The following is a 26,396-nucleotide window of genomic DNA, read 5'->3' as shown; positions in this document are numbered from 1 at the left end:
CAGATCCAGACCGATGATGCTAACTTCACCCATGGATGCCTTCTCCTCTGCTGTGACGTTCGGAAACATCACAATGGCACATTCGATGCCGTCGGGAGGGGGCATCCACTCCATCACTTCTCAGTGGAAATCCCGGGTCACTTCTCAGTGGCAATCAACAGCCTTAAGGTATTGAGGGATATGATGTTCGGGCGATTTCGCGATTTAAATTCACCATTGTCTCGAAATCTTGCCAATCCATCTTGCCCATAGCCCCATATTTATTATCGCAAGCTGCGCCGCGCACCTTCATGAACCACGAATCGGGAATAATTGAAGTCCAGGCGAAACCGCCATCGCCGTTGTTAGATAGGGGTGTTTTGATATCGGTGAAAAAGTTGATGGATATCGCACGCATTTTGTTGGTCGAGCAATCAATCTCAAATCGACTTTTTACCACCGACATAGATTTATGATCGACCGTCTGAGGGCGCCAATACTGCGTAAAAAGCCAAAAATTGGCAATATTCCCCGTCATTGTTATGGACCCGGCGTCGATTGCTTGAAGCGCTTCAGCATTCAAATCCATAAGCTTATAAGGGGCAGCATGAACGCCCGAAGCACCGCTTATCGCTGTGGCGATAAGCACAATACGAACGATCGACCGCAATTTTATGACTCCTAAGGTTGTATTGCCCAAGAGTAGCCTGACATTGTGACAACTGTCCATTTCTCATGGCCCACTAAGTCAGGACCTCTTGTCCTAATTATCAGCGGCAGGGGGGGGGAATTGAACTCCAACATTTTTTCGGGACCGCTGTCGTGATAGGTCTACCAATTCAGTCACGGTGTCCGAAGCTTCTAACGGGGCTAAGAGAAAGCACCAATGTCGGCTTTACTTGGCTGTCTTCTTCGAACCGGACGTTCCGCAACCGGCCCAAGGCAGTTATCAGCGGCAGGGGATTGAACCCGCACCCGGTTCCCGGATCACTGTGGCGACACATCGCAAGCGCCGATGGCCAACCCGGCGGGACCGATTTTATGCAATGCGACAACGCCCCGGAGCGGGTCTTGCGCGCTCCGGGGCGTTGCTTTTGTTTTCGGGGTCGGTCAGGCCCGGCCCAGACACAGGCTCAGAGCTGGAAGCGCACGCCCATGGTATAGACCCGCCCGATCGTATCGTAGAGCGAACGCGTGGTGCCATAGCCGCCTACGCCGGTGATCGGCGGGTCCTGGTCGAACAGGTTCTGGACGCTGCCGTAGAGCACGATCTTGTCGCTGCCCCGGTCGAACACTGTCATTTCACCCGATAGGTCGAAGTAGAGCCGCCCGTTGACGCGCAACACGTCGATATCCTTCTCGGTGTAGTCCGGATCGATGCGTCCGCCGCCGACATAGCGGGCGCCAAGGCTGAGGCGCCACTGGCCGGTGGCGTAGCTGGCGCTGGTGTTGAAACGCCAGCGCGGATTGCCGCCAAGCGCGGCGATAGTCGGCTGGTTCACCGCGTCGACCAGATCGGTGGTCGTCGTGCCATCGTAAATCTGGGCCTTGTCGATATAGGTGACGAGCGCGCGCATGCCGAGCTGCCCGGTTCCGAGCGCGAGGCTGTAGGAGCCTTCGAAGTCGATGCCGCGTTCTTGCACGCGCTGCAGGTTGACCGGGCCGTTGAGTACGCTGGTGATCGCGCCGTCCTCGCCACGGGTAATCAGCGAGCAGAGCTGCGGAGCGGTGGAGTAGCACTGCTCGACAATCGTCGCGGGGGTCAGGCTGATGATCGCGTTCTTCAGCTTGATGTCATAGTAGTCGATCGAGAGCTTCAGGCCGGGGACGAAGCCCGGGGTCAGGATGAGCCCGGCGGTGAAGGTGTCGGCCTTTTCCGGGGTCAGATCGGGGTTGCCGGTGTTAAGCGCCTGCACGGTATAGCTCGCCCCTTCCAGTTCGGGATCGGTCACGCTGAGCGAACTGGTAGACCCTGCGGCGTAGAGCTCCTCCAGACCCGGTGCGCGAATGTCGCGCGAGCGGGTGAGGCGTAGGCGCACACTGTCGTTGACGGCGTAGTTCAAGCCTGCTTTCCACGTCTCGACTGTGCCCGAGGTGCTGTAGTCGGTCACGCGGCCGGCTACGTTGAGACTGAGGTCGCGTGCCCAGGGCTGGTCTGCGGCCAGCGGGACGAGGATCTCGCCGAAGGCTTCCTTGACCTCGACCTTGCCCGAATAGGCCATTGTTCCGCCGCCAAGGTAGCCTTGCGCCTGCGAGATGGCGTCCGAGGTCGTATCGACGCTTGAACGGCGATATTCCGCACCCACGGCGATGCCGACTGGGCCTGCCCAAGTGGAGAAAGGCTGGCCGTGGAGCGTGCCGGACAGGACGTGCTGGCGGATGTCCCATTCGCGCTGCGAAGTGCCGTTGATGTAGTTAAGTGCAGCTTGCGACACGTTGCCTTCGCCGATCAGGTTGATCGGCACGCAGCCGTTGTCGGGATCGGTCAGCGTAGAGCGGCACACCGCTGCGCCGGTGTCCGGATCGGTTACCGCGTCGAGCGCAAGGTTAAAACGTTCGGTGATGTACTGCTCCAGCTTCAGGACGTTCTTGGTGCGTCCGAAGCTGTAGTAGGCATCCCAGGTCCAGCCATCGCCAAAACGGCCTTGCGCGCCGGTAACGCTTTGCAAGGTGGCGATGTTGATCCGCAGGTCATTGCGCGCGAAGTCGTTGAGGCTGCGGCCCATGACGAAGCTGGAAATCCCTTCGGCCAGCATCACGTCGCGCACCGAATCGGGAATGAAGGGGTTATCGACCGAGATGGTGTACTGGCGTTTGCGCGCCAGCGTCGGGTAGCGCGAGGTCGTCTTGGAGTAGCTGAATTCGGTGAACAGGGTCAGCGCGTCGCTTGCCTCGAAGGTCAGGCGGCCAAAGCCGTTGTAGCGGGTGTAGGGCACCGCGCCGACGTTGTCTGCCGTCGAATTGCTGCCATCGCCCCCGACCATGCTCGAGGAGGAGACGAGCGAGCCATAGGTAAAGGGAATGGCCGAACCGTCGGCGGCGAACTGGATACCAGACAGCGCGCCGGGCGAATTTATGACGCCGCCATAGCTGGCGTTCGCGGAGTGCGCGTTGGAGACGAGAAGGTAGCGCGGTTCGTCATTGCTTGCGGTGTAGGCCGGGTTGGAGATGCGCGCCGGGTTGTTGCCCCAGTCGCGATCGCCGATGGAATCGATGCCGCCGTTCTGCGCGACGTCTGCGGCTACCACGAGGCGCATGCGTCCATCGGCGAAGCGCGTACCGTAGGCCAGCGATCCCAGGAAATTGCGGTAGTCGTTATGATCGGTGATGCCGCCCTGCAGCTTGCCCTTGATGCCTTCGAAGGCATCGTCGATCTTGATGTTCACCGCGCCGGCGACCGCGTCCGAACCATAGGTCGCCGAAGCGCCGCCGGTGACGATGTCGACGCTTTTGACCAGCGCCTGCGGGATGGAACTGATGTTGATGCCGCCGTTGGGGGTGCTGGGCACATAGCGGTGACCGTCGACCAGGACCAGCGTGCGCAAATAACCTAGGCCGCGCAGGTCGAGATAGTTGCCGGTGGCCATGCTGCTCAGGTTGCCGGTGCTGGCCGGTGTCAGCGAAGGGCGGACCGAGGGCATCTGGTTGATGACATCGGCGATGTCGGGAGCGGCGGTGCGTTGGAGGTCCTCGGCGCTGATCGCGGTCACGGGCGTGGGGGTGTCGAAGCCGTTGCGCGCGATGAGCGAGCCGGTAACGACGATTTCCTCGGTTGTGGAGCGTTGCGGGGAGGTGCTCTCGGCTCCGTTCGTCAAAACCGATGCCTGTGCGAAGGCGGGCGACGAATTGCAGAAGGCCAAAGCGGTTCCGCAGGCGAGCAAGGCTTTGGCGGACCATTCCTTGCCGACTTGCGTTGCCTTTCGGCTGGACGATGGCTGCTCCTGGTGTGAATACCTCATGATTTCCCCTGATTGTTGCATTTTTCGGTGTGCAACAATGTTGCAATCAAAGGGGAGGGGCGCGAAGCATCAAGAGCTGCGATAGTCATAACCTCACGTTATGTCTCGCCGCGCGCCGATCGTGTCTGGGGTGGGCGTCTGGTGGTTTCCAAAGCTGGCCTAGGCGAGCTGGCTCGCACGCAGGGGGGCGATACATGCGCTTGCGCCACATCGAAGTCTTTCACGCCGTCTATGAGCATGGCTCGATCAGCGACGCCGCTCGTGCGCTCAACGTTTCGCAGCCCTCGGTTAGCAAAGTGTTGCGCCACGCAGAGGACCAGTTGGGATATGACCTGTTCCAGCGTACCAAGGGGCGCTTGGTGGCGACCGAGCAGGCGCATGAACTCTTTTCCGAAGTCGCCGAGGTCTACACCAGCCTCAGCCGCCTGGCGCGCACGGCGCGTAATCTGGGCACACGCAAGGGTGGGCATCTCAAGGTGGCCGTGCTGCCTTCGATCGCGCTTGCCGTCGCGCCCCGGGCGCTTGCGCGCCTGTGCTCGCGCCATGCGCAGGTGACCGCAGAGATCACCACGCTGCACAGCCGGGAAATGGAGCGTAGTCTTAACGAGCGGGAATGCGATGTCGCCATTGGTTTTCGTATTTCGCGGCAATCGCATCTGCATCAGGTGGTGCTGGGTCAGGCCGGGCTCGTGCTGATTGCGCCGCGCAATACGTTTGGCGGGGATGAACAACTGGTCCCTATCGAGGCGTTGCACGGGGTGGATTTCATTGGCCTGCGGGAAAGTGGGCCACTGGCCGATGCCTTCGTGAACGAATTGAACCGACTGGAAATCACGCCAAACGAAGTCGTCACGTCGCATACGTATTACGCGGCGCTTGCGCTTGTGCGCGAAGGCGTAGGGGTGACGGTCACCGACGAGTATACCGCGGCTGCCTTGTCCTCTACCGGCTGGTGCCGGACGTCAAGGCGCCCGTGTACGCGACGACGCTTCGCAGCGCACCATCGCAGGATCTTGCCGCGCTGTTCGTCGAGACCGTTTGCGAAGTTCTTGCCGAAACAGGGCAGGGGTGATCTCGACCCATTCCATAGACCCAGGTTATGACTAGCCCAAGAACGTGACATTGTCTTGCGCGACCCGGGGCTGCAAACCGGTCCTGGGCCAGTCGGTGATGCATGGTCAGCCGTGAAGGGGCAGTCCCAGAGGTCAGTCGAAAAGAGGTGTACGTGTCTGTTTCCTGCCATACTCGAGCAAACCGACGTTGGGCCTGCCTGCTGGGCTCTGCGCTGGCGATGTGGCTGGCGGCTGCGCCAAGCCTGGCTGAGTCCGGGCAAGGTCGCGCGTCAGCCGGTTCGGAAGCCATCCGGGCGCTTCTGGCGGATGCTGGGCATCCTTTTGCGCCCGGCTGCGTGACGGGCACGTTCCGTGACGGCGCGATGACCGCGATGGTCGCGCAAGGCTACGCCGATATTCCCGCGCAGCGTGCGCTTGATGGCGATACGCTGTTCTATGCCGCGTCGCTTTCCAAGCAGTTCACCGACCTTGCCGTGGCTCGGCTCGTTGTTGAGGGCAAGCTGGCGCTCGAAGAGGATGTGCGCCGCTACCTGCCCGAACTGCCGGTTTACCGTGCCCCGATGACCGTGGCGATGCTCATGCAGCACACAGCCGGTATTCGCGATTCGCTGGGCTTGGTACGCATGGCGGGCATGGCCGATGTCGGCCAGGCGCCCAAGGAGGCTGCACTTGCGTTGGTCTTTCGCCAGCGCGACACCCAATTCGTGCCGGGCACGGCGTACAGTTATTCAAACGGGGGCTATTTCCTGCTTGCCGAAATCGTGGAGCGGGTGACGGGTGAGCCGTTCGCCGCCTATGCCAAGCGCACGATTCTCGATCCGATGGGGATGACCCGGTCCTACTTCCTGAGCGGTTCCGATCCGCGCCCGGGAACCTTTGCGCACGGCTACCTTCCTGCGGGCAATGGCTTTGTCCAGCGCGATACCTTCCCGCGGTTCAGCGGATCGGGTGGGCTTATGCTCTCGATGAACGATCTGGCGCGCTACGAATATGACATCGAGCGCGGGCACCGGGTCTGGACCGATGCCGTCGCGAGGATCATGCTGACGCCCGGACACTACAGCGATGGTACGCCGATCGATGATGGCGAAGGGCTGGGCTATGGAGGCGGACTGCATATCGGCACGATAGACGGCCAGGCAGTGGTCCAGCACACCGGGTCGGCCGAAGCGCTCAAGCACGCTTACATCCGTCTGCCGCAAACCCGTGAGGCTTTTGCGCTGTTGTGCAACCGCGGGGACTGGACGGCGAGTGCGCGGCTCAAGCAGGTCATGGCGGCACAGGGCGTGCGCTATCCCGGAATGCCGCGCGTGCAGCCCGCTGGCCTGTTTCATTCCGATGAATTGGGGGCCAGCTATCGCCTTACCCCCGAAGGAGCGGGGTTGCGCGTGGAGGTTACCTCCGGTTTCCTCGAGGCGCCAGCCGTCTTCACGTTCCGTCCCGCCGATGACGGCCTGTTTCACGACGATGGCGTGACCATCGCGCTCACCGATGATCCCGATCGCATTGTGGTGAGCCGCGGTGCGATCAAGGGGATCGTCTTTAGCCGCAGCAAGGAAGGAAAGCGCAAGTGACCGGCGCACGAATGATGAGCTCCCTCCTTGCCGTTCTGGCCGCCGCCGGGCTGGCGACGGGAGCAACAGCGCAGGCGGGCACGGCCACCACTACGGTCCTGACCGGGGGGACTATCTACGACGGCAGCAGTCCGAAACCGCTCGTCGGCGATGTGGTGCTGCGCGGTGATACCATCGTCTACGTCGGGCCGAGCCGCAAGGCGCCGCGCGGCGCGCATGTCGTCGATGCCCGGGGGATGATCGTGGCGCCTGGCTTCATCGATCCGCACACTCACGCGGGGCGCTTTCTTGGTAGCACAGATGCGCAAGTGAGGCTCAACCTCGCCTGGATGATGCAGGGCGTGACGACGATCTTCACCGGTGTCGACGGTGGCGGTACACCTGATGTCGCAAGCTTCTTCGACGATCTGGAGGCCCGCGGTTTCGGGCTTAACGTGGCCGCTTATGTCGGTTTTTCCCCGGTGCGCCGCGCCGTTCTGGGCGATGATGCCCGTGCGCCCGACGATAAGGAACTGAACGCCATGAAGGCGTTGGTCGCCAAGGGTATGTGTGAAGGTGCGATCGGCTTTTCGACTGGCCTGTTCTACGCCCCCCAAAGCTTTGCCAAGACCGGTGAGGTGGCTGCGCTCGCGGCAGAGGCGGGCAAGCGCGGCGGGATCTATGACACCCACCAGCGTGACGAGGCGACCTATACCATCGGTATCGCGAAATCGGTCGAGGAAGCGCTCGAGATCGGGCGCGATGGCCACCTGCCTGTCCATTTCGCGCACATCAAGGTGCTGGGTGTCGATGTGCAGGGTCAGTCGGGCGCGATCATCGAACTGATTGACAAGGCCCGCGCCAGCGGTCAGGTCGTCACCGCCGATCAATACCCATGGGACGCTTCGGGCACAAGCCTGCAGGCCTCGCTTTTGCCCGGCTGGGCGCAGGATGGCGGGCGTGAGCCGATGCTGGCTCGACTGGAGGATCCCGTCACCCGCGCGAAGATCGAGACGGAAATGCGCGAGAACCTGCGTCGTCGGGGCGGGGCCCATGCCTTGCTGCTGACCGATCCGGGACACGAATGGACGGCAATGCGGCTCGATGAGATTGCGGCTCGCTGGACCCTCGACCCGGTTGCGGCTGCGATCCGGATTATCCGTGACGGTGACAGGAGCGGCAAGGTCGTCTCGTTCAACATGGCCGAGGGGGACATCGCGACCTTCATGCGCCAGCCCTGGGTAGTCACAAGTTCGGACGGCTCGGAAGGCCACCCGCGTATGTACGCGACCTTTCCGCAGAAGTACGCGCACTATGTGAAGGAGGCTGAGGTCATCGATCTTGCTACGTTCATCAACAGCAGCACGGGGCGCACCGCTGACATGTTCGGGCTGACCGACCGGGGGCATCTGAAGCCCGGCTACAAGGCTGATGTCGTGGTGTTCGATCCCGCGCGCTACCGTCCGGTGGCGACCTATGTGCAGCCGCGTGAGCTGACCGTGGGCGTAGAGAGCCTGTTCGTGAACGGCAGGGCGGCTGTTCTGGGTAGCCAACCTACCGGCGTTGCCGCTGGCCGGGCGATCCGTCGCTCCGCTCCGCCCGGCACCTGCCCAGGTTAACCGGAACCGGCATCCCGCCGCAGCCGGAAGGCTGCGCGTCGTCGCCTGTAAATTTTCTATTCGAAGGAAACCCATGGAACATTCGCAACCAGCGAAGGGAGAGGTCTGCCTGTCATCGATGCGCCTCGGCACGCCTGAGACTGTCAGGCCTGCTGCCGCCGGGCCTGTCGCCGATGTGCTGGTGCTTGGCGCCGGTGTTATCGGTGTGACGACGGCTTATGCGCTGGCGCGCAAGGGCCTGTCGGTTGTTCTGGTGGATCAGGCCGATGGGCCGGGGCAGGGCACCTCCTTCGCCAACGGGGCGCAGCTTAGCTATGCCTATACCGATGCGTTGGCGCAGCCAGGCCTGCTGAAGCGCATCCCGGCGCTTGTGGCCGGGATGGACCCCGCCTTTCGTGTCCGGCTTTCGCCCGACCCCGCGTTCCTGCGCTGGGGCCTTGCCTTCCTGCGCAACTGCTCACAGGCGCGCTTTCGTGCAAACACCCTGGCAACGCTCGAACTGGCGTTGGAATCGCAGGCGGCCATGGCCGAATTGCGGAATCGCCATCCCTTTGACTTTGGCCATGCCACGCCGGGTAAGCTCCATGTTTTTCGAGATGTTGCAAGCCTTGACCACGCCCGCGCGGTTGCGGTCATCAAGCAGCGGACGGGCATCGAGCAGCACTTGCTTACGCCTGGTCAGGCAATCGATCGCGAGCCAGCCCTCGCCGGTACGGGAGCTTTTGCGGGTGCCTTGTGGACACCGGGCGAGGAGGTCGGTGATCCGTACCGTTTCTGCCTTGCCCTGCTGGATATCCTCGAGCGGGACTACGCCGTGCGTGCGCAGTTCGGCTTTCCTGTCGCTCGCCTGCAGGCCGATGGGGAGTATGCCCACGCGCTGCGCAGCGATGGTGAAGTAATTTCGGGGCGCTGCGCGGTGGTATGTCTCGGCGCTGACGCGGCGCGGTTTCTCACCCCGCTCGGCCTGCGCGTCCCGATCCGGCCGATGAAGGGGTACAGCTTTACGGCCCCCGTCGGCGCGCAGGCGCCATCGATCAGCGTGACCGATACAGCGCGCAAGATCGTTTTCTGCCGGTTGGGGGGTACCCTGCGGGTGGCCGGCCTTGCCGAACTGGGACGCAGTGATCGCGTGGTGGAGCCCGGCCGGTTGCGCACGCTCGTGGATGGTGCGCGCGCCGCGCTGCCTGCGGCGGCGGACTACGCCGCGGCGGGCGATGGCTGGGCAGGGCTGCGCCCGATGACGCCCGATTCCCGCCCGATCATCCGCCAGGTGCGCCAGCGGCTCTTCCTCAACGTCGGGCACGGCATGTTGGGATGGACTTTCGCCGCTGGCGCCGCGCAGCGGATCGCCACTCTCGTCGCGGCCACGCAGGCCGCGGCCTCTTCCTCCTGAAAGGACCCTTCATCCATGACGCAGCCTGCGACACCACCTCCACTCAGCCGATATCGTCGCGCGGGTTCCCTGATCTTTACCTCTGGACAACTGCCGCGCGATGCAAAGGGGCGCGTTGTCGAGGGCGACATTACGGTGCAGACCCGGCAGGCGCTGGCTAATCTTGCAACGGTCCTGGCCGAAGCGGGCGCGCGGCTCGATCAGGTCGTCAAGATAACCGCCTGGTTGACAGACGCGGATTTCATGCCCGGCTTCAATGCGGTGTACCGTGAGGTCTTCGGTGAGCCCTTTCCTGCGCGCTCCACGGTCATTTCCGGGCTCGTCGCGGGCGATGTCGAGATCGAGGCGGTGGCCTGCGTGGCGTGAACGCAAAGCCGCTTGGATACGAAAAGGGCGCGTCCTGCATTCGGCAGGGCGCGCCCTTTTCGTATCCACGGCCCTGACCCTAGACGTCGTCGGCGGAGACGTACTCGGCGATGTCGATTTCCCCGGCCATCCGTCCGACCGCGACCGCCACGACCGCGTCACCGGTGACGTTGGTCATCGTGCGCGCCATGTCCAGGATGTGGTTGATCCCTGCCACGAACGCGATCGTCTCAAGAGGAACGCCGATCGTGGAAAGTACGAGGCTCATCATCACCAAGCCAGAGCCGGGAACACCGGCTGCGCCGATCGCACCCAGCGTGGAGGTGAGGGCGATGAGAGCATAGGAGAGCCAGTGCAGCTCGATGCCATAGGCCTGCGCGCCGAACAGCGCGATCACGCCCAGGTACATCGCGGTGCCGTTCATGTTGATCGTGGCGCCGAGCGCGACCGTGAAGCTGGCCACCGCGTTTGAGACGCCAAGGTTGCGTTCGACGCAGCGCAAGGTCACGGGCAGGGCGGCGTTTGAGGAAGCGGTGGAGAAGGCGACCGCCTGTGCGTCGATGATCCCGCGGTAGAAGTCGCGCACCGGCAGGCGCGCGATAGTGCGTAGGATAAGCGGGTAAAGCAGGCCCAGGATCAGGGCGCAGCCCAGATAATTGAGCGCAACCAGCTTGGCCAGCGGCACCAGCGCTTCGAATCCGAACGTCCCTATGACCCAGGCGATCAGGGCGAAGACACCGAAAGGCGTCAGTTCCATCACGAAGATGGTCATCGTCTGCATGACCGACGAGCCGGCGTTCATGATTCGCGTCAACGGGGCGGCATCTTCTCCGGTGACGAGTAGGGAGATGCCCAGCAGGACCGAGAAGACGATTACCGGGAGGATTGAGCCTTGCGCCATCGCCATGACCGGATTGTCCGGCACGAGGCCCACGATCATCGCGACCAACGACTGGTCGGGCGCGGCGGGGACCACGCTGCCTGCCGGCAATTCGATGGCGAGGTTCGCGCCCGGCTGGACGAGCGTGGCGAGACCCATGCCAAGCGAGACGGAAACCAGCGCGGTTGTCATGAACAGCAACAGGGCACGGCCCCCGACACGCCCAAGCCGGCCGATGTCGCCCACCGCAGTGATACCGGAAACCAGCGAGAAGAAGATCAGCGGCACGACCAGCATTTTGATCGCGCGGATGAACAGGTCGCCAATCCACTTGATTGAGGCGGCCTGTTCGCCCAGCAGGATGCCAGCAACGAAACCAAGGACGACGGCAATCAGCACCCGCTTCCAAAGCGATAGTGCGAACCAGGTGCGTAGCATCGTGATGGTATATTCCTTCCGGTCTGTGCGGATGCGAAGACATCGATAGCAAACAATCGCGCAACCGCGATTGCGAACCGTTTCTCTGATCATAACCATGGGTTATCGCCATTGAAGGGGCGGATGATATCCTGTTGCCAGGGCGCTTGCCGAGCCGGTCATCCGGCTTGCATGGGTTCGACCGGAGACGGCCCCAATATGCCGCTAAAAAGGGGGCTTTCGGCTTGGATTCGAAATCAGTTTGGCGGTGCGCGAATGCAGCGCTGCCGTCCATCTATCGTTGCGTTACGTTGAATGATTCGGCCAGATATTCGGTATATCGCGCGGCTCCCGATGCCTGTTGAGACGGCTTGCGAGCAGAACGTCAAAATGGAAATTCTGGCGGCAGATTTTTTGATCGTCCCCAACCGTCCTTAGACGTCCCGGATCGTTCACTTCGCCAGGTTCTGCGCTCCAGCCAGTGCCCGCATGCTCTTGATCCTGCCTCGTTTTGGCTCATTCTTGTTCGTGGCCGGCCAGTCCACCTCACCAAATCGGAGGACATGCCACATGAACATGATGACGCCCCCTGACCGCTTTCTTCGCCTCGGCGATGTGCTCGACCGCACGGGTCTTTCCCGCGCGACCCTCTACCGCAAGATTCAGAGCGGGACCTTTCCCCGGCAAGTGCGCCTCGCCGAGCGATGCTGTGGCTGGCGCGAAAGCGCCGTCACCGAATGGATGCGCAATCCCATCTTCTACTCAGTTGATGATTTTCCGCCTCAGGCATGAGTACCGTCAAATCCAGCAGGAGCCATGCGCGCCCGCCGCAGCGGGCGCGCCCATTTGCTCACCAGCCCTTGCGCCTCTGCCGATCCAGTGACTGGCTCAGCATCGCAATAGCGCGGCCCATCTCGATCTCCACCCGGCGCAAGCTGATGTCGAGTTGCGCAGCGATCTCGTCATAGGACCAGTTCTCGTAGCGCACGAGGCAGAACAGCTGACGGTGGAAGCGCGGCAGCGAATGAACCGCCCGCGCCACCCGCCGCAACTGCGGGTCCTCGTACTCGGGGAAGGCATCGCTCAGGAACGCTTCGCGGATAGCCTGCTCCAGCTGGTAGAAACGCCGCATCATGCCACGTCCTCCCCGAAAGCCAGGAGGTAGTCGGCACCTTTGCTGGCCGCACTTGCCGCCCGGAAGATAGCCTTCTCGTCGGCGCGCAAGACTTCAAGCCACGCTCCGATGTAGTCACTGTGCCGGACCGTGGGCTCGATACCCAGCGACGCGCAGGCAAACGCGGAGGTCATTTCCGCGACGAGTTCCTCCTTGGCGTACAAGGCCGAACCGAACTTGCCGCTCTGATCGCGCTCCAGCCGTCCCTTGCCGCCAGCCCAGTGGCCAAGCTCGTGCAGGGCCGTGCGAAACCAGTTCACAGGTTCATGGAAGGCGGCCTGCGGGGGCACCTGCACATAGTCAGACTTGGGCGAATAGAATGCTTCGCTCCCACCGACCCGGAAGTCGGCACCGCTGGCCGTAATCAGCCTGTCCACTTCGGCTATCGCCATCACGGGATCGGGCACGACTGGCTCGTTGGCATACTGTTCGGGCAACCCTTCGATCTGGTCGAGATTGAACACCGTGAAGCGCTTCAGGAAGGCAATCGTGCGCGCCTCGCGGTCCTCACCTGCGGCCTTCGCGGCTTCGTCCTTGGGGGTAAAGCGATCAGCATAGCAAATGACCGTGCCTTTCTCTCCGCGTCGGACATGCCCGCCTGCCTTCTCGGCCTGCTTGTAGGTAAGCCAGCGCTGCGAAGTAAATTCCCGCTCCACCGCCTCGCACCACAAGATCAGCACATTAATTCCGGAGTACACTCGTCCGGACACCGCGTTGTGCGGCATCGTGCATGCACACCGGGCCTTGTCCCAAGGCTGCACCCACGGAAGGCGTCCTTCTTCCAGCTCGGCGATCACTCGTGCGGTAACCTCGCCATAAAGGCTCTGACGGTCGGCCATAACTCCTGCTCCTTTCCTCAACCGCCATTGACCGGCGCCAGGGTGGCGGGGGGCGGCAGGAGCAGACCAGAAGCCCCGCCGGCTAAAGGCGGGGCGCACCCGAAGGGGCGAAACGAAGAGGAGCACCCGGCAGCGCAGCGAACGGGTTGCGCGCCGTCGAGGCGGGGCTAAGGGGCCGCGACGCCCCCCCGCCACCACGGAGCCGTCAAGGCTCAACGCCGCCGCGCCTCATGCGCGGCGACCATTGTCGGGATGCTAGAGCACCCCGACCGGCCCGCCCAATGGCGGGACGGAACGCGTCATGCGATCGTGACGGCTATGCCGCCGAGACACCGCATGGTGGCTCGGCTGGAGCTGCAGCGGAAGTAGAGCGCGGTCACGCATCCGCGTGGGACGCTCGATATTTGCGTTATCCCTTTGGTATCCCGCCGCCTGCCAAATTAGCCTGCGACCGGTAGGCTGGCTGAACGTCAATGCCTTCACGCAGCGTATCAAGAAAGTCGCTCCACCATTGGTGCATCTCGACCCGCTCGGCCCAATAGCGGCCACGATTGTAGATGCCGCGGATGGCGTTTGTATCCATGTGCGCGAGAGAACGTTCGATAGCGTCAGCACTCCAGCGCCCGCTTTCGTTGAGAAGGGTAGAGGCGGTAGTTCGCAGTCCATGCGCTGTCAGGTCACGTGGGCCGTAGCCCATGCGCCGAAAAGCGTTGTTTATCGTGTTCTCGCTCATGGTCTTGCGTGCAGTATGTCTTGCTGGAAAGGCGTAACCGTACGGTCCGGTAAGGTCCTGCAGCTCGATTAGGTAATTGATGACTTGCCGGGATAAAGGCACCTCGTGGGCGCGTCGGGCTTTCATTCGTTCGGCGGGGATCGTCCAGACAGCTTCGGCGAGGTTGAATTCGGACCAGTGTGCGTTTCGCAACTCGCCTGGTCGCGCCATCACGTGCGGAGCGATTTGCATGGCAAGGCGAGTGATCGCTGTTCCCGAATAGGCGTCGACGTCACGGAGCAGTTTGCCGACCTGGGCTGGCTCCAACAGTGCGGCATGGTGTTTCACCTTTGGCGCGATCAGCGCGCCGCGCAGAATGAAGGTGGGGTCTTGCTCGCCGCGTCCTGTGGCGACGGCATAGCGGAAGACACGGCTGGCGAAGGCGCGGCACCGGCGTGCCGTCTCGCGTTTGCCCTGCGCCTCGATCTTCTTGAGAATGGCCAGGACCTCCAGAGGCTTTATCTGCGCAACCGGGCGCTTGGCGATCGGTTTCAGAAGGGAGAACATCCAATTGGCCTTTACGATTGTCGCCTCGGCGCGCTCCTCCGCCGTCAGTTTTTCGATGAACTCCTTGGCGACATCCTCGAAGGTGTTGGCCGCCTGATAGACCGCAATCAGTTTATTCTGCTTGCGCAGGGCCAGGGGATCTTCCCCTTCTTGAAGAACCTGTCGAGCTTGGTCTGCCCTTCTGCGGGCTTCCGCAAGGCCGACGTCGGGATGCCGTCCAAGGGCCAGCCGGTTTTGCTTGCCGAGATAGCGGTACTTGAAGCGCCAGAGCTTGGAGCCGGTCGACTGAATTTCGAGATAGAGACCCCGCCCGTCACTGCACTGATAATTTCTGTCGGCAGGCTTCAGTTGGCGAATTTGGATTTCTGTAAGTGCCATGGCGAATCTCCCAAAAAACCGGGAGCCGTCAGGCCTCGAAAAGCTTCGCGAATTTGAGTCCTGTGGCGGCCATTCCTTGCCCGCCTCATGGCCCCATTTCGCAAAAGATGTCGTGATTTCGCCTGATACGCTCCGAGATCATCGAAGCTTCTAAATGGCAGAAATCTGCCATTTTTTCAAGCTTCAGAGACGTTCTGGGAGGGGCTAATGGTGCCGCTTACAGGACTCGAACCTGTGGCCCCCGCATTACGAATGCGATGCTCTACCAACTGAGCTAAAGCGGCGTGCCTTGGCGATTCCCGGGTGTTTCCGGTTCGCGGGCAGGGGGCGCCTTTACCGGGGGTGGGCGAGGAGTGCAAGAGGGTTTTGCGAAAGGCAAGCGATGCGGTGGGGCGGCGCGTTGATTTTCGCGCCTTGAACGGGGCTTGCGTGCCGCCGGAGCGGGGCCTAGCAGCGCTCGCATGACCCATCCTACGCGCCCTTTCGAACTCGCCCAGGTCGAGCCCTTCCACGCGATTTCCATTGGCAAGTTGGCCTATGAGCTGGCTGAGCAGGGGCGCAGCGTGATCCATATGGAATATGGCCAGCCCTCGACCGGCGCTCCGGCAGCGGCCCTGGCAAAGGCACGCGAGGTGCTCGACACCGAAGCAGGCGGTTATTGGGAGAATGAAGCGCTCAAGCAGCGCATCGCGCGCCACTACCGCGAGCGCTACGGGCAGCACGTCGAAAGCGACCAGATCATCCTCACCTGCGGCGCTTCGCCTGCACTCGTGCTGGCGCTCTCGAGCCTGTTCGCGCCGGGGGCACGAGTCGCGCTGGCCCGACCGGGTTACGTGGCCTATCGCAATACGCTCAAGGCGATGTACCTGGAGCCGGTCGAGATCGAATGCGGCGCCGAGGCGCGCTACCAGCTCAGCGCCGCCGCACTCGAGGCGCTCGAGCCGGCGCCCGACGGCGTGATCATCGCCAGTCCGGCCAATCCCACCGGCACCATAATCGAAGCCGCCGATCTGCGCGCGATTGCCGAGGTTTGCGCGCGGCGAGGCATCCGGATCGTGTCGGATGAAATCTACCACGGCCTGACGTATGGCCCGGAGGCGCACTCGCTGCTCGAATATGCGCCCGAGGCGGTCGTGATCAACAGCTTCTCGAAGTACTACTCGATGACCGGCTGGCGCCTGGGCTGGCTGCTGGTGCCTCGCGACCTGGTCGCGGTCGCCCGGGCGCGCATGGGCAATCTGTTTCTCACCCCGCCGGTCCTGGCGCAGCACGCCGGGCTCGTTGCCTTCGACTGCACCGAAGAGCTGGAAGGTCATGTCGAGATCTACGCCCGCAATCGGCAGATGCTGCTCGAGGCTCTCCCCCGGCTAGGGCTGGAGCGGATCGCGCCACCGGATGGGGCTTTCTACATTTGGGCCGACATCAGCGCCTATACGCAGGACAGCCTCGCATTCTGCCGCGAGATGTTGCGCGAGACGGGCGTGGCGACGGCACCAGGCATCGATTTCGACCCTGTCCACGGCGCGGGCTTCATGCGTTTCAGCTTCGCCGTCTCGCCCGCCGAGATCGTTGAGGCCATCGAACGCCTCGTGCCCTGGTTCGCGACACGGCGCGGGAGGACGGGCCCATCCTGACTTTCGTTCAGGACTTCCGGTGCCTGTGTCGCACGTTGGGACGCCGGTCAAACGCGGCAGTCTCTGCGGATTGACCCGGGGCTCGCGGTAAGGCTTGAGAAAGTCATGCCCTCGACAAAAGCCCCCGCCCCGACGATGACCCGAGCCCCTGCATCCCAGCACGCGTCCACCCACACGTACCAGGACCGCCTGCGCGATTTCATTGCCGACTGCGCTCGCAGCACGGTGAGCGAGGAGCCAGCGCGCATTCGCGAGGCAGCGTGCCTGCTGGGCCGTGCCGACGCGGAAGCCGGCACCGGGCCCTGCCTCGAGACCCTGCTTGCGGTGGGAGCCGGGTTGAGCGGCGTCATCAGCCTGATCGGCGAAATCCTGCCCGTCATGTGTTCGCGCGGACCCGGCGGCATTTGCCTCGCCATGGTTGCGGTCGACGATGGTAAGGATGAGATTTGCGCCGAGGGCGCCACGCTGGCCTTGGCCCTGCTGGGGGCCTGGGCGGGTGCGTGTCTGGCCGAAAGCGAGGAGGAAGCCGATGCCTTCCAAGGCCATGGGGCGATAACCAGCGTGCATTGAAGGTGCGGATTTGGCGGTGTGATCTTGCCCCGCTTGATCTCGCTTCGCCTTACTTGTACTGATCGGTACAACTTAGCGAAGCGAGAAGTGCCATGCCGCGTCCTCCCCTGCCTCCTTTCACTACCGAATCGGCGACACGGAAGGCGCGCCTTGCCGAAGATGCGTGGAACAGTCGGGATCCGGCTCGGGTCGCTCTCGCCTATTCGCTGGACAGTCACTGGCGTAACCGGGGCGAGTTCCTGCAGGGACGCCCAGCCATCGAGGCGTTCCTGGCGCGCAAATGGCAGCGCGAGCTGGACTATCGACTGGTCAAGGAGGTCTGGGCCTTCGCGGCGAACCGGATTGCCGTCCGGTTCGCTTACGAATGGCATGACGACACCGGTAACTGGTTCCGTTCCCATGGCAATGAGAACTGGGAATTCGACACCGAGGGCCTGATGACGCGCCGGCTTGCGTCGATCAACGATTGCCCGATCGAAGAGGCGCAACGCCTGTTCCATTGGCCACTGGGGCGCCGCCCGGACGATCATCCCTCGCTTGGCGAAATGGGCCTGTGACAGCGCGGCGGGTCATGACGGAGCGTTCGGGAAGCCTGGCGGCCCTGGCCGAGGTCTTCCGCGAGCACGGCTTCGAAGGAACCAGCCTGACCACGATCTCGAAGGCGACGGGGCTGGGCAAGGGCAGCCTCTACAACTTCTTTCCCGGCGGAAAGGACGAGATGATGGCCGCCGTGCTCGACGACATCGACCGGTGGTTCGAAGAGGCGGTCTTCACCCCACTTGAAGCGGCTGATGAACCCGGTCCGGCGATCATGGCCATGATGCAGGCGGTTACCGCCTACTTCCAATCGGGCGGCAGGGTGTGCCTGGTCGGATGGCTTGGCCTGGGATCCTCGCGCGAAGCTTTCGCGGACCGGGTGAACGGCTACTTCGCGCGCTGGATCGCCACGCTGGCGCATTGCCTCCAGACGGGCCGGGTACCGGCGCCGCGCGCGCGCAGCCTGGCGCAAGAGGCCGTGTCCGGCATTCAGGGGGCCATCGTCCTGTCGCGTGCGCTCGATGACACGCGCCTCTTCGTTCGTATCGTCGAGAAGCTCGAATCCGAACTTCTGGCCGTTGTCGCGCGAGGTGAAAGTTGAGAGTTGAAATTTAGGATCGAGATTATGGGAAAGGCCCACAAGGCAGATCCGGCCGGACGATGGATATGCCCGACCGGATCTGCCGGTACACGACTAACGGGACCAGGAGCCGGCGCTCGCTCAGGATGCGGGGGCCGGCACACAAGATCATGCCTTCGCGGTTGCTAAGCTTGCGTTGTGGTGCGCTTAGGCGAACGTACGCAAAGGCTGACGTTACTCGGGATCAGTGCACCATGGCGGCTTCGATCGCGATACGGATGGCGTCCGAGGTGTGGTTGGCGCCGAGCTTGTTGAGCATGTTGGCGCGGTGGATTTCGACCGTGCGGGGGCTGATCGAAAGCTTCTCGCCGATCAGCCGGTTCGACAGGCCGCTGGCGACGCCGCCGAGCACCTCGCGTTCGCGGCGGGTGAGCCGGTCGACACGCGCGCGGGCCATGATCTCACGCAGCTTGGCGTTACCGACGTTTTCCGCACGGCGGGTGGCGCGGGCGATGGTGTCGTTCAGTTCGGGGGCGGTGATCGGCCAGGCGATGTAGTCGATCGCGCCGTCGAGGATCGCGCCTACGATCCGCTGCGCGGCGGGGTTTTCGCTGAAGGCGATGATCGGGAACCATTCGCCATGGCGCGACATGTTCTCGATCAGTTCGTCGATCGCGCCGGCTTCGTCGTGGATGAGGATGATCCCGCTGCGCGGCCAGCTGGTGGACAATTCGGCGATGTTTTCGAACGGTTCGACATGGATGCTGGCCACGGCAAGCGCATGGCTGATCGCCGCCCGGCGCCGCATGTCGTTGTCAATCAGGATGAGATTCGAAATTGCCTGCTCCACGAAGCGTCTCCCTTATGATTTGTGCTTAGGGAGATAACGCAATGCGGCCCGGATTTTTGGGCTTTCCCCTCCAGAACCGAGGCGTTGCGGTGGGCCAACTGCAAAATCGCCGCGATTTCAACGCCGCTATGTCGGCGTGCGCTGCCATTTCGGTTCCAGATGGACGGGATAAGGTGGGTATTTCGTGTTCCGATCCGGGATCGCGAGGCGGGGCGTGCCGCCCCTCACAGGGACGATTCCCGAGTCCGGAGGGCCTTCAGCCAGCCTGCATCGCCTGGCCGATTTCCTGGAAATCGTTGCGAAGTTCGACGATCTTCTCGCGCGCGAAGTTGGTCGCACTGTCGAGGATCGTGCGGCGTGCGGCGGCGTAGACCTGGTTGAGCGCCGAGGCGATCCCGCTGTCGCCCGCGACGCCCATCTGCAGCGCGGTGACGGCGGTCAGGGCGCGGGTCATCGAGCGGCTTTTCAATTCGCCATCGCCGATGGCATCGGCGTGAAGCGCGGTGCCCAGGGCACCGACGAGATGCTCGAAACACAAATGCACGAGCTCGGTGCTGTCGGCGCCATTGACGCGGGCGTCGAAGTCGACGCGGCGGTAGGCCTCGTGGGGGGAAACACGGCCCAGCATGTCAGCTGCTTGTCTTGTTCCACTGGGCGATCTGGCTCTCCAACATGGACTTGGTCGCGTTGAGGAGGCCGATCCGGCTTTCCGAGGTCGTGAACTGGCTGGCGAGGCGGGCGCGCAGCTTTTCCTGTTGTTCGGCGACGTCGGTCTGGCTGTCGGTGACGGCAGAGAGCAGGGCGGTATACTTCTTGATCGAGGCGCCCAGCGAATTGAGACCCGTCGAAGACGACGCGGTGCGGTAGATCTTGTCGACGCTGGCGTAGACGCCGTAGACGCCCGTCGTGAACATTGCCGAGACGCCTTCGGGGTCGGCGGCGATCGTGGCGTTGAGCCGTGTGGTGTCGAGCGTGAAGGTGCCGTCGCGCTCGGTCTTGAGGCCGAGATCGGCGAGCGTACGCGCGGCGCCGGTGGCGTTGGGCATGATCACGGTGCCCGCAAGCCCGGAAAGGCTGCGCTTGAGCGCGCGAGCACCGGCGTCGTTGGCGAGGTCGCCGCCGATGCCGGTTGCGGTGTTGAGCGCGGACATGACCTCGTTGAGCGCGTCGGTGAGATCCTGCATCGAACTGGCGATGGCCGACGTCGGGTCGGCAAACGTAACCTTGGTCGCTGCCCCGACGTTCGTGCCGGTAAGCTGGAGCTTGACCCCGGGGATCACGTCGCTGACCGCGTTCGAGGTGGCGGTATAGGAGAGCCCGTCGACCTTGAAGGCCGCGTTGCTGGCTCCATTCAGGAGCTGGCCCGAGGTCGAGGAGGGATTCCAGGCGAGCCCGGCGAGGCCCGGCTCGAGCGGGTCTTCGCTGGCTTCAAGGACGAAGCCGTTGGCCGCCCCCGCCTGTCCCTTGAGCACGAGCTGTGCCCCGGAGACAGTCTGTGCGACATAGGCCTGCACACCCGCGTTCGCGCCGTTGATCGCCTTGGCGACGTCGGCGAGCGTGGCGCCGCTCGCGATCGTGATGTCGACCGCGGCGTGGGCCGTATCCTCGCTGAAGGTGCTGCCCGAGACGGTGCCGAAGCGCAGTGTCAGAGTGCCCGCGCCAACGGTATCGGTAGCGGAGCCGTAGGCCCGGCTGGCGAGGTTCTGGCCCTTGGCGAGGGACGTTACCTCGAGGTCGTAGCTGCCCTGGGGCAGGCTGCTGCCGGTCAGCGTAGCGCTGGCGACGGCAGTATTGGCGACGCTGGGCGTGCGCGAGAGATCGCCGGTGCGGATGAGGGTGCCGAGCGAGGTGTCGAGCGCGAGCAGCATCGACTTGATGTCCGAGGCGGTCGAGATCTGGGTGGTGAGCGTCTCGCTGCGGGTCTCGAGCTGGTTCACTTTGTTGGCGAACTGCGCCTGCGCCAGCTTGTTGGCGAGGTCGAGCATGTCGATGCCGCTGCCTCCGCCAAGCGCGGTGACCAGCGAACTGGTGGCGGTGGGGGAGGTGGAGATCGTGGTCATGGCTTCCAGAACGGCTCCGCGCGGTGGATTTTAAGGGCTGGCATGGGTCATTTGCTCGCCGATTCGAGACGCCCATCGGCATCGAAGCGCAAGGTGACGGGCACCGAGACCTCCGGGCGCTTGCGGGTCTCGCCGCGCTGGATGCCCAGAACGAAGGCAAGGATCGCGGCGACGGCGACATAGTGCTCTTCGCGGATCATGCGTTTCTCGCGGGTCGAGTAGTAGACCGAGCGGGCGAGTGCGGGATAGGCGAGCACGGGGACCTCGTATTCGGCGGCCAGCTCGCGGATCGCCATGGCCTTTTCGCCGCGACCCTTGGCGACCACCACCGGCGCGGGGGCCTTCTCCGGATCCCACGAGAGCGCGACCGCGAAGTGGGTCGGGTTGGTGAGCACGAAGCTTGCCTCCTGCATCGCCGGGATCAGCGCGCCCATCGCGATCTTGCGCTGGCGCTCCTTGATCGCGGCCTTTTTTTCGGGCGCGCCCTCGGCGTCCTTCTGCTCGTCGCGCACGTCCTGCAGTGTCATGCGCAGGCGCAGCAGGCGGCGCACGAGCTGCACGGGCAGGTCGAGCAGGGCGATGAGCGCGAGGCCCGCGGCTAGCCAGAACAGCAGGGCAATGAGCTGGTCCCAGGCGTAGCGCAGTTCGGAGAAGAGGTCGCCACGACCAAGGCGCGAGAGCGTCTCGATCCTGTCGCGCGCCCAGATCCAGGCTATCGTGCCGAGCAGGGCCACCTTGGCGATCCCCTTGGCCATTTCGATCAGGCCATTGGGGCCGAACATGCGCTTGAGGCCCTTGGCGGGATCGATGCGCGAGGCCTTGGGGGCGAGGTTCGCGGGAATCCAGCGCCCCTCGCCGAAGCCAAGCTGCGAGACGAGGCTGACGAGGAGGACGGCGAGACCCAGGACGACGACCGGGGGGAGGCCCTCCAGCAGCGCGCTGGCGAGGCGCGCGCCGGGGGTGAAATCGTCGATCGCCGCGCGGTCGAAGCGCAAGCCCTTGCGCAGGACATCGGCAAGGCTCTCGAGCAGCCAGGGCCCGGCAAGCTTGAGCCAGACCGCGCCCACTGCCACCGCGCCCGCCGTCGCCAGCTCGCGCGAGCGGATGACGTCGCCTTTTTGCGCCGCGTCGCGCTTGCGCTTGGCGCTCGGGGCAAAGCTCTTCTCGCCTTCGGACTGGCTCATGGCTGGAGGACCTCGGCGGCCTGCGTGACGGCATCGTGCGAGAGACGCACGACGAGATCCGTCAGCAGCGGGGCGGAGACGAGCAGCGCGGCAAGGCCCCCCAGGATGCCGGCGGGCAGGCCGAGCGAGAACAAGTTGAGCGAGGGTGCCGAGCGGCTGAGCACCCCGGTCACGAGCTGGACGACGAGCAGCACGAGGCAGACCGGAAGCGCGATGGTGGCCGCCGTGGTGAAGGTGCGCAGCGCGAAGCTTGCGATCAGCGCGGTGCGCTCGGCGCCCAGCCAGGTGTGGCCGGGGGGGAAAGTGGAGTAGCTCTCGACCAGCAGCGCGAACCATTGCAGGTGCGCGCCGAGCGCGAGAAATACGAGCGTCAGCACGACCGCGAAGTACTGGCCGAGCGCGGGCGACTGGGTGCCCGAATTGGGGTCGACCGCGACCGCCATGTTCATCCCCATCGACCCGCCGATGACTTCGGCGGCGAGGATTGGCGCGGCGAAGGAGAGCTGGAGCACGAAGCCGAGCGCCAGCCCGACGAGCACTTCGCCCAGGACCGCGAGAAGCCCGGCCAGCGAGAACAGCGCGGGCGGCACGACGACCCCGGTCCAGGCGCAGACGAGCACCGCCACCGCGCCCGCACCGATCACCCGCACTTGTGGCGGCACGCTCGATATGCCGAAGAGCGGGGCGGCGACGAGCGCGGCACCGATCCGCGTCATCACGAAGAGCAGGCGCCAGAATTCGTGTTCGAGCGCGCCGAACCCGAAATCGAGCGCAATCATGGCGCCACCTGCTGAGCCTGGCCGAGATTTGCGATCTGGGCGAAGATTTCCTGCGTGAAATCGCCCACCAGCGTCATCATCGAGGAGCCGAACAGGACCAGCACGAGCGCGACGACGGCAAGCTTGGGGACGAAGGTCAGCGTCTGTTCGTTGACCGAGGTCGCCGCCTGGACAAGCCCGACGACAAGCCCCACCGCAAGCGCGCTCAGCAGAACGGGCGCGGCAACCAGCGCCGTCACCCAGAGCATCTTGTCGGCTAGGGAGAGGAGCTGGGTGATGTCTTCCATCGCACAGGCCCCCTCAGGTGAAGCTTGCCGCGAGCGAGCCCATCATCAGCGCCCAGCCGTCGACGAGGACGAAGAGCAGCAGCTTGAAGGGCAGCGAGACCACCATCGGGCTCATCATCATCATGCCCAGCGACATCAGGACCGAGGAAATCACGAGGTCGATGACGAGGAAGGGCAGGAACAGCATGAAGCCGATCTGGAAGGCGGTCTTGAGCTCGCTGGTAACGAAGGCGGGAAGCAGGATCGAGAAGGGCACCTCGCGTGGGGAGGCGAAGCGCGGGGCCTTGGCCATGTCGGCGAAGAGGGTGAGGTCGCGCGCGCGGGTCTGGCGCACCATGAAGGCGTGGAATTCGGCGCCCGCGTTGGCGATCGCCTGCTCGGCGCCGATCCGGTTCGCGGCGTAAGGTGCGATCGCGGACGCGTTCACCCGGTCGAGCGTGGGCGCCATGACGAAGAGCGAGAGGAACAGCGAGAGCCCGATCAGGACCTGGTTGGGGGGCGACTGCTGGAGCCCGATCGCCTGGCGCAGGATTGCCAGCACGACGAGGATGCGGGTGAAGCTGGTCATCATCAGCACGAGGCTGGGCAGGATCGTCAGCAGCCCCATGATGAGCAGGAGCTGGAGCGAGAGGCTCATGCCCGGACCGCCCGGACCCGAGCCGGTGCCGCCGATCTGCGCAAAGGCGCGGTCGAGCGCGCCGGGGATCGCCTCCTGCGCGTGGAGCGCGGTGGGAACGACGCTCAGGAGCAGCACCGTGACGAAAGCGAGGCGCGCGCGAGGGCTCATTCGATCACCTCGAAGGTGGCGCGCGCGGGCGCCTCGGCAAGCCGGGTCAGGCCATGGCGCGAGGCCGAAACGAGAATCTCGCGGCCGTGGAATTCGATCACCGCGAGCTTGAGCGTGGGCGAGAGCATCGTCGTCTCGACGATCCGGATCGAGCGCGAGGCCTGTCCGATCCCGGCGCGCTGCTGCATCGCCTTGGCAAGGCGCAGCGCCCCCCAGGCGAGCAGCGTGATCAGCGGCAGGAGCACGAGGAGCTTGAGGACATACCAGAGCATCGCGCCTCACTCCCGGCCCGGATCGGCTTCGGGCAGGGGCAGGGCGGCTTCGGCCCCGCCCGTCTCGCCTGCCTCTGCGGCTTCGTCCTCGTCACCCACCATCTCGATGATGCGCAGGCCGAACCGCCCGTTGTGCGCGATCACCTCGCCGCGCGCGATGGCCTTGCCGTTGACGAGGATGTCGAGCAGCTCGTCGGTCATCCGGTCGAGCACGACAAGGCTTTCGGGCCCCAGCGCGAGCACGTCCTTCAGCTTCATCTGCGAGCGGCCGAGTTCGACCGAGACGCGGACATCCACGTCCCTCAGGAAATCGAAGCCGCGTGGCGGCCTTCGTTGCGGTGTTGACATGGTTGGTTCTTCCCCAGTTGGCGCGCCGGTGTGACCGCACCGGCGCGGATAGGCGCGAAGGCGCGTGGTTCACGCCCCTGCGTCCTTGGTACGAAGGCGCCTCAAAACGCCTGTCCGATCTGGACCGCGACTTTGTCGTCGAGCTCGCCGATCGTGCCGGTGGCGATGAGGTGTCCCCCCGCCAACAACGGCACCGCGCGGCTGACCGGCACCGGAATCACATCGCCGGGGCGCAAGCTGGCGAGACGGCGCATCGGCATTGGCATGTCGACGAGGACGGCGGTGACCTCGAGCGTGAGCGAGGCGAAAGGCTCGTGTTCGGGGGCGGCCTTGCGCGCGCGTCGCCGCGCGCGGGTCGGGGATCGACCAGGGGCGAGAAGTGCGCCCAGCGTCGCGATCGGAAAGGCCAGCGAAAGCGACCAGGGATCGGCGCCGGCCTCCTCCACTTCGAGCGCGAGCTGGAGCAGGTCGGTGCGCTTGTCGAAAGGATCGAGCTGGCGCAGGCTGGTGTCGCGCCGGATCGTGCGCACGGCGTGCCCGTGCTCGCCCGGGAAGAGCGGTTCGAGCGCGCGCGCGATTGCGTTCTCGATGCGGGCGAGGAGGAGTTCGGCTGAGACCGGGAAGGTTTCGGGCAACGGCTCGGGCACCTCGCCGCGTCCGCCGAAGGCGCGGTCGACGAGGCGGAACACAGGGGCAGCCTCGAAGGTGGCGAGCGCGGGCAACGCCTTGGTTCCGATGCCGAGAAGTGCGTGCGAGGCCAGCGTCTCGAGTTCGGCCTGGATCCCTCCAAGCGTGGTGTCCATCGGCATGCCCACGCGCACCAGGGGGGGATCGCCGCCGGTGATCAGGGCCAGGTGTGTGGGCAGCGTGCGCGCCAGCTTCTCGCCCAGGAACGAGAGCGCGGGCACCAGTTCGTCGATTGAGGGCGGCGCGCCGAGCAGCTCGGTGCAGTGCCGGGCCTTGATCGTCTGTGAAGGGGGCTGGGGCGTCACCATGTCACTGGATGATCAGCGTGCGGAAGTAGACGGCGTCGACGCCGCCATAGCCTTCCTTCTTCTTGAGCACGTCGTTGATGGTCTTGGTCAGGCGCTTCTGCAGTTTGTCCTTGCCCGCGATCGTGTACATGTCGTCCTCGGGGGTATCGGCGATGACCGAAAGCATGTTCGAGCGGATCGCCAGTTCGTGCTTGGCGAGCCATTGCAGCACGCGCCCGTCGCGCCGGGTCGAGCAGGCCAGCGCGAGCTGGACGAGGGCATCGGAATCCTTGAGGTTGGACGTGAACTCGTCCTTGAAGGAGTAATAGGCGGTGCGGTATTCGTCACCGCCATCGCCCTCGGCCTCGGGGGCGGCCCCGCCTTCGCCTTCGCCCTCGGGCGCGGCCGGTGCGTAAGGGTCGACTTCGCCCTTGCGGATCAGTTGCGGGCCCTTGGGCTCGGCGACTTCCTTGTGCCCGCCGCCCATGAAGATCATGGCGCCGGCCGCTCCGCCACCGCCCAGCACAAGCATGCCCAGCGCGACGAGAATCAGGCCCATCTTGCCTTTGCCCTTGGGCTTTTCTTCCTTGTCACTCATGCGTGTTCCTCATCGTCGGTTCCCCGG

27 protein-coding genes and 1 tRNA gene are annotated in these 26,396 nt (G+C 64.2%); 10 read left to right on the top strand and 18 right to left on the bottom strand.

What is annotated here, in order from left to right; genetic code table 11:
• Positions 1 to 163: 163 nt before the first annotated feature.
• The gene (locus HT136_RS18945) at positions 164 to 649 is read right to left on the bottom strand and encodes a surface-adhesin E family protein (protein ID WP_214201373.1); all 486 of its coding nucleotides are present in this window, start codon (positions 647 to 649) and stop codon (positions 164 to 166) included.
• A gap of 463 nt (positions 650 to 1,112) precedes the next feature.
• Complete coding sequence (locus HT136_RS18940) at positions 1,113 to 3,794, bottom strand: TonB-dependent receptor domain-containing protein (RefSeq protein WP_214201372.1); 2,682 nt, start codon at positions 3,792 to 3,794, stop codon at positions 1,113 to 1,115.
• 338 nt (positions 3,795 to 4,132) lie between these two features.
• Here HT136_RS18940 and HT136_RS18935 point away from each other — a divergent pair, with 338 nt between their 5' ends.
• The 5 genes from HT136_RS18935 to HT136_RS18915 all read left to right on the top strand — a co-directional run bounded on the left by HT136_RS18935 (position 4,133) and on the right by HT136_RS18915 (position 9,942).
• Positions 4,133 to 5,041, top strand: coding sequence for a LysR family transcriptional regulator (locus tag HT136_RS18935; RefSeq protein ID WP_214201371.1), 909 nt, complete (start codon positions 4,133 to 4,135; stop codon positions 5,039 to 5,041).
• 71 nt (positions 5,042 to 5,112) lie between these two features.
• Positions 5,113 to 6,585, top strand: a complete 1,473-nt coding sequence (locus HT136_RS18930; RefSeq protein WP_246543900.1) for a serine hydrolase domain-containing protein — start codon at positions 5,113 to 5,115, stop codon at positions 6,583 to 6,585.
• 11 nt (positions 6,586 to 6,596) lie between these two features.
• The gene (locus HT136_RS18925; RefSeq protein WP_214201398.1) at positions 6,597 to 8,183 is read left to right on the top strand and encodes an N-acyl-D-amino-acid deacylase family protein; all 1,587 of its coding nucleotides are present in this window, start codon (positions 6,597 to 6,599) and stop codon (positions 8,181 to 8,183) included.
• Between the two features lie 118 nt (positions 8,184 to 8,301).
• Positions 8,302 to 9,576 carry an FAD-dependent oxidoreductase gene (locus HT136_RS18920; RefSeq protein ID WP_214201370.1) on the top strand — a complete coding sequence of 425 codons (1,275 nt, stop codon included), beginning with the start codon at positions 8,302 to 8,304 and terminating at the stop codon, positions 9,574 to 9,576.
• 15 nt (positions 9,577 to 9,591) lie between these two features.
• The gene (locus HT136_RS18915; RefSeq protein WP_214201369.1) at positions 9,592 to 9,942 is read left to right on the top strand and encodes a RidA family protein; all 351 of its coding nucleotides are present in this window, start codon (positions 9,592 to 9,594) and stop codon (positions 9,940 to 9,942) included.
• 79 nt (positions 9,943 to 10,021) lie between these two features.
• On the opposite strand, the gene HT136_RS18910 is transcribed toward HT136_RS18915, so the two are convergent.
• Positions 10,022 to 11,260 (bottom strand): dicarboxylate/amino acid:cation symporter, encoded by a 1,239-nt coding sequence (locus HT136_RS18910; protein WP_214201368.1) that lies wholly within the window; start codon positions 11,258 to 11,260, stop codon positions 10,022 to 10,024.
• Positions 11,261 to 11,815: 555 nt separating this feature from the next.
• Between HT136_RS18910 and HT136_RS18905 the strand changes: the two genes are divergently transcribed.
• Positions 11,816 to 12,031 carry a helix-turn-helix transcriptional regulator gene (locus HT136_RS18905; RefSeq protein WP_373280357.1) on the top strand — a complete coding sequence of 72 codons (216 nt, stop codon included), beginning with the start codon at positions 11,816 to 11,818 and terminating at the stop codon, positions 12,029 to 12,031.
• 58 nt (positions 12,032 to 12,089) lie between these two features.
• Here the strand turns inward: HT136_RS18905 and HT136_RS18900 are convergent, their stop codons facing one another.
• The 4 genes from HT136_RS18900 to HT136_RS18885 all read right to left on the bottom strand — a co-directional run bounded on the left by HT136_RS18900 (position 12,090) and on the right by HT136_RS18885 (position 15,193).
• On the bottom strand, positions 12,090 to 12,374 hold the full coding sequence (locus HT136_RS18900) for an RNA polymerase sigma factor (protein ID WP_214201367.1): 285 nt from the start codon (positions 12,372 to 12,374) through the stop codon (positions 12,090 to 12,092).
• Positions 12,371 to 13,252 carry an ArdC family protein gene (locus HT136_RS18895; protein ID WP_214201366.1) on the bottom strand — a complete coding sequence of 294 codons (882 nt, stop codon included), beginning with the start codon at positions 13,250 to 13,252 and terminating at the stop codon, positions 12,371 to 12,373. Before HT136_RS18895 ends, HT136_RS18900 begins: the two co-directional genes overlap by 4 nt.
• Before the next feature lie 409 nt (positions 13,253 to 13,661).
• Positions 13,662 to 14,909, bottom strand: a complete 1,248-nt coding sequence (locus tag HT136_RS18890) for a tyrosine-type recombinase/integrase (protein WP_214201365.1) — start codon at positions 14,907 to 14,909, stop codon at positions 13,662 to 13,664.
• 208 nt (positions 14,910 to 15,117) lie between these two features.
• A tRNA-Thr gene (locus tag HT136_RS18885) sits at positions 15,118 to 15,193 on the bottom strand.
• 177 nt (positions 15,194 to 15,370) lie between these two features.
• Between HT136_RS18885 and HT136_RS18880 the strand changes: the two genes are divergently transcribed.
• From HT136_RS18880 to HT136_RS18865, 4 genes are all read left to right on the top strand, one after another.
• Positions 15,371 to 16,543 (top strand): pyridoxal phosphate-dependent aminotransferase, encoded by a 1,173-nt coding sequence (locus HT136_RS18880; protein ID WP_214201364.1) that lies wholly within the window; start codon positions 15,371 to 15,373, stop codon positions 16,541 to 16,543.
• Between the two features lie 105 nt (positions 16,544 to 16,648).
• Positions 16,649 to 17,113, top strand: coding sequence for a hypothetical protein (locus tag HT136_RS18875; protein ID WP_214201363.1), 465 nt, complete (start codon positions 16,649 to 16,651; stop codon positions 17,111 to 17,113).
• Between the two features lie 92 nt (positions 17,114 to 17,205).
• Positions 17,206 to 17,670 (top strand): nuclear transport factor 2 family protein, encoded by a 465-nt coding sequence (locus HT136_RS18870; RefSeq protein ID WP_214201362.1) that lies wholly within the window; start codon positions 17,206 to 17,208, stop codon positions 17,668 to 17,670.
• Positions 17,671 to 17,684: 14 nt separating this feature from the next.
• Complete coding sequence (locus HT136_RS18865; protein WP_246543899.1) at positions 17,685 to 18,251, top strand: TetR/AcrR family transcriptional regulator; 567 nt, start codon at positions 17,685 to 17,687, stop codon at positions 18,249 to 18,251.
• 223 nt (positions 18,252 to 18,474) lie between these two features.
• Here the strand turns inward: HT136_RS18865 and HT136_RS18860 are convergent, their stop codons facing one another.
• The 11 genes from HT136_RS18860 to HT136_RS18810 form a co-directional block, all read right to left on the bottom strand.
• Positions 18,475 to 19,080: a response regulator transcription factor gene (locus HT136_RS18860; protein WP_343222239.1), complete on the bottom strand. Its 606-nt coding sequence runs from the start codon at positions 19,078 to 19,080 to the stop codon at positions 18,475 to 18,477.
• A gap of 256 nt (positions 19,081 to 19,336) precedes the next feature.
• Complete coding sequence (locus tag HT136_RS18855; RefSeq protein WP_214201360.1) at positions 19,337 to 19,708, bottom strand: flagellar protein FliS; 372 nt, start codon at positions 19,706 to 19,708, stop codon at positions 19,337 to 19,339.
• Position 19,709: 1 nt separating this feature from the next.
• A complete protein-coding gene (gene fliD / locus HT136_RS18850; RefSeq protein ID WP_214201359.1) occupies positions 19,710 to 21,140 on the bottom strand; it encodes a flagellar filament capping protein FliD in 1,431 nt (476 codons plus the stop codon).
• Between the two features lie 47 nt (positions 21,141 to 21,187).
• The gene (locus HT136_RS18845) at positions 21,188 to 22,324 is read right to left on the bottom strand and encodes an EscU/YscU/HrcU family type III secretion system export apparatus switch protein (protein ID WP_214201358.1); all 1,137 of its coding nucleotides are present in this window, start codon (positions 22,322 to 22,324) and stop codon (positions 21,188 to 21,190) included.
• The gene (fliR, locus tag HT136_RS18840; protein ID WP_214201357.1) at positions 22,321 to 23,103 is read right to left on the bottom strand and encodes a flagellar biosynthetic protein FliR; all 783 of its coding nucleotides are present in this window, start codon (positions 23,101 to 23,103) and stop codon (positions 22,321 to 22,323) included. Before fliR ends, HT136_RS18845 begins: the two co-directional genes overlap by 4 nt.
• Complete coding sequence (fliQ, locus tag HT136_RS18835; protein ID WP_214201356.1) at positions 23,100 to 23,390, bottom strand: flagellar biosynthesis protein FliQ; 291 nt, start codon at positions 23,388 to 23,390, stop codon at positions 23,100 to 23,102. The genes fliR and fliQ overlap by 4 nt, the downstream gene beginning before the upstream one ends.
• A 13-nt stretch (positions 23,391 to 23,403) precedes the next feature.
• Entirely contained in the window at positions 23,404 to 24,177 is a 774-nt protein-coding gene (gene fliP, locus HT136_RS18830; protein ID WP_214201355.1) for a flagellar type III secretion system pore protein FliP, read from the bottom strand.
• The gene (locus tag HT136_RS18825; RefSeq protein ID WP_214201354.1) at positions 24,174 to 24,449 is read right to left on the bottom strand and encodes a flagellar biosynthetic protein FliO; all 276 of its coding nucleotides are present in this window, start codon (positions 24,447 to 24,449) and stop codon (positions 24,174 to 24,176) included. Before HT136_RS18825 ends, fliP begins: the two co-directional genes overlap by 4 nt.
• A 6-nt stretch (positions 24,450 to 24,455) precedes the next feature.
• On the bottom strand, positions 24,456 to 24,797 hold the full coding sequence (gene fliN, locus HT136_RS18820; protein WP_214201353.1) for a flagellar motor switch protein FliN: 342 nt from the start codon (positions 24,795 to 24,797) through the stop codon (positions 24,456 to 24,458).
• A 101-nt stretch (positions 24,798 to 24,898) separates the two neighbouring features.
• Complete coding sequence (locus HT136_RS18815) at positions 24,899 to 25,792, bottom strand: FliM/FliN family flagellar motor switch protein (RefSeq protein ID WP_246543898.1); 894 nt, start codon at positions 25,790 to 25,792, stop codon at positions 24,899 to 24,901.
• Between the two features lies 1 nt (position 25,793).
• Positions 25,794 to 26,369: a flagellar basal body-associated FliL family protein gene (locus tag HT136_RS18810; protein WP_214201352.1), complete on the bottom strand. Its 576-nt coding sequence runs from the start codon at positions 26,367 to 26,369 to the stop codon at positions 25,794 to 25,796.
• Positions 26,370 to 26,396 lie beyond the last annotated feature (27 nt).

Origin of the sequence: Novosphingobium profundi (assembly GCF_018491765.1) — a bacterium.
GTDB lineage: Bacteria > Pseudomonadota > Alphaproteobacteria > Sphingomonadales > Sphingomonadaceae > Novosphingobium > Novosphingobium profundi.
This window is presented reverse-complemented; position numbering and strand designations above follow the sequence as displayed.

Coding starts and splice junctions, on each gene's coding strand:
- HT136_RS18890 (WP_214201365.1), bottom strand. CDS start 14,909: ATGGCACTTACAGAAATCCAAATTCGCCAACTGAAGCCTGCCGACAGA.
- HT136_RS18915 (WP_214201369.1), top strand. CDS start 9,592: ATGACGCAGCCTGCGACACCACCTCCACTCAGCCGATATCGTCGCGCG.
- HT136_RS18845 (WP_214201358.1), bottom strand. CDS start 22,324: ATGAGCCAGTCCGAAGGCGAGAAGAGCTTTGCCCCGAGCGCCAAGCGC.
- fliD (WP_214201359.1), bottom strand. CDS start 21,140: ATGACCACGATCTCCACCTCCCCCACCGCCACCAGTTCGCTGGTCACC.
- HT136_RS18920 (WP_214201370.1), top strand. CDS start 8,302: ATGCGCCTCGGCACGCCTGAGACTGTCAGGCCTGCTGCCGCCGGGCCT.
- HT136_RS18910 (WP_214201368.1), bottom strand. CDS start 11,260: ATGCTACGCACCTGGTTCGCACTATCGCTTTGGAAGCGGGTGCTGATT.
- HT136_RS18870 (WP_214201362.1), top strand. CDS start 17,206: ATGCCGCGTCCTCCCCTGCCTCCTTTCACTACCGAATCGGCGACACGG.
- HT136_RS18825 (WP_214201354.1), bottom strand. CDS start 24,449: ATGCTCTGGTATGTCCTCAAGCTCCTCGTGCTCCTGCCGCTGATCACG.
- HT136_RS18895 (WP_214201366.1), bottom strand. CDS start 13,252: ATGGCCGACCGTCAGAGCCTTTATGGCGAGGTTACCGCACGAGTGATC.
- HT136_RS18900 (WP_214201367.1), bottom strand. CDS start 12,374: ATGATGCGGCGTTTCTACCAGCTGGAGCAGGCTATCCGCGAAGCGTTC.
- fliQ (WP_214201356.1), bottom strand. CDS start 23,390: ATGGAAGACATCACCCAGCTCCTCTCCCTAGCCGACAAGATGCTCTGG.
- HT136_RS18875 (WP_214201363.1), top strand. CDS start 16,649: ATGCCCTCGACAAAAGCCCCCGCCCCGACGATGACCCGAGCCCCTGCA.
- HT136_RS18930 (WP_246543900.1), top strand. CDS start 5,113: ATGGTCAGCCGTGAAGGGGCAGTCCCAGAGGTCAGTCGAAAAGAGGTG.
- HT136_RS18855 (WP_214201360.1), bottom strand. CDS start 19,708: ATGCTGGGCCGTGTTTCCCCCCACGAGGCCTACCGCCGCGTCGACTTC.
- HT136_RS18880 (WP_214201364.1), top strand. CDS start 15,371: ATGACCCATCCTACGCGCCCTTTCGAACTCGCCCAGGTCGAGCCCTTC.
- HT136_RS18810 (WP_214201352.1), bottom strand. CDS start 26,369: ATGAGTGACAAGGAAGAAAAGCCCAAGGGCAAAGGCAAGATGGGCCTG.
- HT136_RS18905 (WP_373280357.1), top strand. CDS start 11,816: ATGATGACGCCCCCTGACCGCTTTCTTCGCCTCGGCGATGTGCTCGAC.
- fliR (WP_214201357.1), bottom strand. CDS start 23,103: ATGATTGCGCTCGATTTCGGGTTCGGCGCGCTCGAACACGAATTCTGG.
- fliN (WP_214201353.1), bottom strand. CDS start 24,797: ATGTCAACACCGCAACGAAGGCCGCCACGCGGCTTCGATTTCCTGAGG.
- HT136_RS18815 (WP_246543898.1), bottom strand. CDS start 25,792: ATGGTGACGCCCCAGCCCCCTTCACAGACGATCAAGGCCCGGCACTGC.
- HT136_RS18935 (WP_214201371.1), top strand. CDS start 4,133: ATGCGCTTGCGCCACATCGAAGTCTTTCACGCCGTCTATGAGCATGGC.
- fliP (WP_214201355.1), bottom strand. CDS start 24,177: ATGAGCCCTCGCGCGCGCCTCGCTTTCGTCACGGTGCTGCTCCTGAGC.
- HT136_RS18925 (WP_214201398.1), top strand. CDS start 6,597: ATGATGAGCTCCCTCCTTGCCGTTCTGGCCGCCGCCGGGCTGGCGACG.
- HT136_RS18865 (WP_246543899.1), top strand. CDS start 17,685: ATGACGGAGCGTTCGGGAAGCCTGGCGGCCCTGGCCGAGGTCTTCCGC.